This is a genomic window from Frankia sp. AgKG'84/4, assembly GCF_023242965.2.
Taxonomy (GTDB): Bacteria; Actinomycetota; Actinomycetes; order Frankiales; family Frankiaceae; genus Frankia.
Genome location: NZ_JALKFU020000448.1, coordinates 1 through 4,411 on the forward strand (window position 1 = coordinate 1; position 4,411 = coordinate 4,411).

5 protein-coding genes are annotated in these 4,411 nt (G+C 72.2%); 3 read left to right on the plus strand and 2 right to left on the minus strand.

Translation table 11 applies throughout. The annotated features are described in order from the left end of the window. Together MXD58_RS20965 and MXD58_RS20970 are read right to left on the minus strand one after the other, a co-directional pair. On the minus strand, nucleotides 1–1,183 hold a 1,183-nt coding region (locus MXD58_RS20965), incomplete at its 3' end, for an RNA polymerase sigma factor (RefSeq protein ID WP_250609779.1). Further along, entirely contained in the window at nucleotides 1,183–1,602 is a 420-nt protein-coding gene (locus MXD58_RS20970; RefSeq protein ID WP_248839264.1) for a YciI family protein, read from the minus strand. The genes MXD58_RS20970 and MXD58_RS20965, both read right to left, overlap by 1 nt. A gap of 313 nt (nucleotides 1,603–1,915) precedes the next feature. Here MXD58_RS20970 and MXD58_RS20975 point away from each other — a divergent pair, with 313 nt between their 5' ends. The 3 genes from MXD58_RS20975 to MXD58_RS20985 all read left to right on the plus strand — a co-directional run bounded on the left by MXD58_RS20975 (nucleotide 1,916) and on the right by MXD58_RS20985 (nucleotide 4,062). Further along, the gene (locus MXD58_RS20975; RefSeq protein ID WP_248839265.1) at nucleotides 1,916–2,374 is read left to right on the plus strand and encodes an IclR family transcriptional regulator; all 459 of its coding nucleotides are present in this window, start codon (nucleotides 1,916–1,918) and stop codon (nucleotides 2,372–2,374) included. A gap of 291 nt (nucleotides 2,375–2,665) precedes the next feature. After that, on the plus strand, nucleotides 2,666–3,415 hold the full coding sequence (locus MXD58_RS20980; RefSeq protein WP_248839266.1) for an amidohydrolase family protein: 750 nt from the start codon (nucleotides 2,666–2,668) through the stop codon (nucleotides 3,413–3,415). A 32-nt stretch (nucleotides 3,416–3,447) separates the two neighbouring features. Continuing rightward, a complete protein-coding gene (locus MXD58_RS20985) occupies nucleotides 3,448–4,062 on the plus strand; it encodes a class II aldolase/adducin family protein (RefSeq protein ID WP_248839267.1) in 615 nt (204 codons plus the stop codon). Nucleotides 4,063–4,411: the final 349 nt, after the last annotated feature.

Here is a 4,411-nt window from a genome sequence, read left to right on the forward strand (position 1 = left end):
CGCTCGGCACCAGGTGCGAGCCGGCGAGGCGGCCCGCGGCGGCCAGCTCGTCGAGGATCGCCAACGCCGGCAGGGGACCCTGTGCCATCGCGACGGCGATGGCCCGGTTGAGCTCGACGACCGGGTTAGGCGCCACTCGGCCGAGCGCCTCGTAGAGCAGCACGATCCGTTCCCAGTCGGTCGCCGGGACCGACGGCGCCGCGGCGTGGCAGGCCGCGATCGCCGCCTGCAGGCCGTACGGCCCGAGCCCGCGCCCCAGCGACGCCGCCCGGTCCAGAGCCCCCTGGCCGCGGCGGATCGCCGAGCGGTCCCACCGGCGCCGATCCTGGTGCTCCAGGAGAACCAGCTCGCCGTCGGGGCCGGTGCGGGCGGGGAAGCGTGCCGCGGTGAGCTCGCACAACGCGAGCAGGCCGTGCGCCTCGGGTTCGGTGGGCACCAGGGCGACCATCATCCGGGCCAGCCGGATCGCCTCGTGCGCGAGGTCGGGCCGCAGCAGCTCGGCGCCGGCCGTGGCCGTCGAACCCTCCGTGAAGATCACGTACAGGACGCTGAGGACCGCGCCGAGCCGGGCGCGGCGTTCGTGTGTCGGCGGCAGCTCGAACGGCACGCCCGTCGCGGCGATCGTCTTCTTCGCCCGGGTGATCCGCGCCTGGACCGTCGGGACCGGCACGAGGAACGCCCGGGCGATCTCCTCGCTGGACAGCCCGCCGACCGCGCGCAGCGTCAGCGCCACCCGGGCCTCGGGGGAGAGCACGGGATGGCAGGCCACGAAGATCAGCGCGAGGATGTCGTCGTCGATCCGGTCGGGGTCCCACGGCAGGTCGCCGTCGCCCACGGCCGCCACCGCGGGCGCGCCCGAGCTGGCCCCGCCCTCGGGTAGCTGACTGGCGAGCGCGGTGTACCGCTCGTCGAGGGCGGCGCGGCGGCGGAAGCCGTCGATGGCGCGCCGTCGCGCGGTGGTCAGCAGCCAGCCCGTCGGGTTCGTCGGCGTGCCGTCGCGCGGCCAGGCCACCAGCGCCTCGGCGACCGCCTCCTGGGCGACATCCTCGGCGAGGGCGAAGTCCCCGGTGTACCGGGCGAGCGCACCGACGATCCGGGCCGAGGACATCCGCCACACCGCCTCGACGGTGCGCCGCACCGCCGCGACGTCGCCGTCCCCACCCAGGCCGTCGGGGGAGTGCATCAGAGCTGGCCGGTGCGCTCGCGCCAGCCGCGCTCCTTGATGACCCACTCGTTGTCCTGGGGGAACTCGTCGATGCTCGGCACCCGGCGCAGCTCGCACTTCGAGCCAGGCAGGGACGGCATCCGCCGGGCCCACTCGATCGCCTCCTCCTTCGAGGCGACCTCGATGAGGTAGAAGCCGCCGAACAGCTCCCGGGTCTCACCGTACGGACCGTCGGTGACCACCGGTGTCTCGCCCTCGTAGTCGATGACGGCGCCGTTGGCCGGGTCGTCCAGCCCCTCCGCGGCGACCAGCACGCCCGCGCTGATCAGCTCCTCGTTGAAGCGGCCGACCTTGTCGAGCATCTCCTCGAAGGGCGTCGCCATCATCGTCTTCAGGGACTCGTCGGTGTTCCGCATGATCAGCATGAACTTCGCCATCGCTGGACTCCTGTCGTCTGCCTCGCAGGTCGCCTCTCGACCCTTCCACGCACAGGTCGAACGGCACGAGGGCGCATCGACACCAGCCACGAAGAATCTTGGAGACCTGGCCGGGCCCGTGGTGGACGCACCGGTCCCGGTACGGTCCGGTCATGGTCGAGGAGCCCGGCGGATCGTCGGTGAAGACGGTGCGGGCCGTGCGCGGGGCACTGGCCGTGCTGGAGGAACTGGCGCGGTCCCAGCCGGCCGGCGTCACCGGGCTTGCGCGCTGCACCGGTCTCGACAAGAGCGCGGTGCAGCGCATCCTCGCCAGGTGCGCGACGCCACCGGCGAGACCGCGATGCTCGTCCTGGTCCAGGGCGGCGACCTGGTCGCGGTGGCAACGGCGGAGAGCCCCCATCCGATCCGGATGGCACTGGCGCACCTCGGCTTCCACCTGCCCTATCTCGGCAGCTCGGCGGGCCGTGCCGTGCTGTCCCGCCAGCCTGATGCCGAGGTCCGCCGGGCCCTGGGCGTCGACGCGCCCGCCGCCGAGCTGACCGAGATCGCCGAGGCCCGTCGGCGAGGTTGGGCGCGCAGTCTTGGCGACGTGTTCACCGATGCCAACACGGTTGCCGCCCCGGTCGTCGACTCCGCCGGATTCCCCCTGGGCGCCATGGTCGTCGCCGCCCCCGCCTACCGGCTCACCGCCGACCAGCTCGACCCGGTCGGCGAACTCGTCCGCGCCGCCGCGGACGTTCTCGGCGCGCCGCCGATCCGCCGGCCCGGATGAGGCGCGAGGGCGCCGCCGAGTGAGACCCGCCGTCGCGCCGCGGGAGTGCACCGCGGTGCACGCTACGACCCCGTCTTCTGGCGGCCATCACCGCGAGGAACCCCGGCGGCGTCGGCTTCGACGTGGTCCGGCGGTCGGCGGCATTCCACCGGTCGGAAGATCGGGCCGGCGGGAGTGCCCGGCGTGTCCCTGACGTCTCGACGGCGTCCCACGCGCGCGCCGGTTGACCCGAGTGCGACATAGTTCCTACGATGTGATCCGCTGTTCCTGCCGGAGCCGGCGCCGCGGGAGGTGCGGTACACGGTCATCTCCGTCGACGACCACGTCGCCGAACCGCCGCACCTGTTCGACGGGCGGCTGCCCGCGCACCTCGCCGACGCCGCGCCGCGGGTCGTCGAGACCGAGCGCGGCTTCACCGCCGTCACCTTCCCGGAACGGCCACACCGCATCGGCCTGCCGTCGCTGTGGGACACCACCCACTGGGACCCGATCATCGGGGCCTGCGTCGACACCGACACCGTGATCACCCTGCACGTCGGCAGCTCGGGCCTGGCCGACAAGCCCGACGGCGCCCCCGGCCTGCAGCTCGGCTCGACCCTGTTCGGCCAGGCCTCCCTGACGGCCTGCGCGGAATGGCTGTGGTCCGGTTACCCGGCGCGGTTCCCCACCCTGAAGATCGCCATGAGTGAGGGTGGGATCGGCTGGGTCGCGATGCTGCTCGATCGCCTCGACAACATCGTCGACCGCTCCGGCTACGGCGTCGGCTGGGACCTGCGCCCGGCCGACGTGCTGCGGCGCAACTTCTGGTTCTGCACCCTCGACGATCCGTCCACGATCGACACCCGCCATCACATCGGCGTCGAGAACATCATGGTCGAGACCGACTATCCGCACGGCGACGGCACCTGGCCGGACACCCAGTCGGTGCTGGCCGACTGCTGGGGCCACATCCCGCCGGCCGAGCTGCGGATGATGTGCAGCGAGAACGCCGCCGGCCTGTTCCGCCACCCACTGCCGGACACCGTCCTCCCGCTGGGCTGACCACGTCCGACGCGTCCGGAGGGAAGCCATCCATGACGTTCGTGCCCACCCGCGAGAAGCTCATGCCCGACCTCGGCGAGCGCGAGGAACTGGTGCTGCTCGCCCGCGCCCTGTGGCGGGCCGGCTACAACGACAACCTGGCCGGTCACATCACCGTCCGCCAGTCCGACGACACCCTGCTGTGCAACCCGTGGCTGATCCGCTGGGACGAGCTGCGGCCAGAGCAGGTCATCCGGATCGACCTGGCCGGCAACGTCGTCGAGGGCGACTGGCCGGTTCCCCTCGGCATCCCCCTGCACCTTCAGCTGCACGCGCTGCGCGGGGACGTGCGGTGGGCGATGCACAACCACCCGCTGTTCGGCACGATCTGGGCGGACCTGGGCGAGATACCCCCGATTCTCGACCAGAGCTCCGCGCTGGGCGGCGGTGGTGATCTCACCCTGCTCGACGAGTACGAGGGCCCGGTGAACGATCCGGCCACCGCCCGCCGGGCCGTCGAGGCGATGGCCGAAAGCCAACTGGCGCTGCTCGCCGGTCATGGCGTCTTCGTGCTGGGCGGCTCCGCCCGCGCCGTCTACCAGCGTGCGATCGCCCTCGAACAGCGCTCCGCCGATCCGACCCTGCTCCAGGTGGCACGGTCCACCTGAGCCCCGCGTCCGAAGCCGGCGGGTAACGGCGCGGCACTGCCTTTACGATGTGCATCCGATCGCGCGCCCAACGGCTGGCTGTTCGCCCTTTGTCGGCGCGTGATTCTCCGCCGCGCGCGGCGCGCTGAATCAGCCTGTTCGGAGAGTCATCCGTACCAGGACGGCTCCGGTTCGCCGCAGTACCTGCCGCTCCCGGGAGAGGACGGCGAGGGTCGGCGCTGCTATTGTCGCGATGCCGCTCCAGTCCGAGTCCCGCACTCCGCATAGTCAAACGCGGATAATGCCCCGTGGAGTGGTGTAGATCGGTTCGCGTTCCGCTCTGCGTCTTTCGCTATTATGCGGCCTGAAT

What these genes read in the sequence shown, in the direction of transcription:
- MXD58_RS20970 (WP_248839264.1), bottom strand. Translation starts at nt 1,602, where the DNA reads ATGGCGAAGTTCATGCTGATCATGCGGAACACCGACGAGTCCCTGAAG.
- MXD58_RS20985 (WP_248839267.1), top strand. Translation starts at nt 3,448, where the DNA reads ATGACGTTCGTGCCCACCCGCGAGAAGCTCATGCCCGACCTCGGCGAG.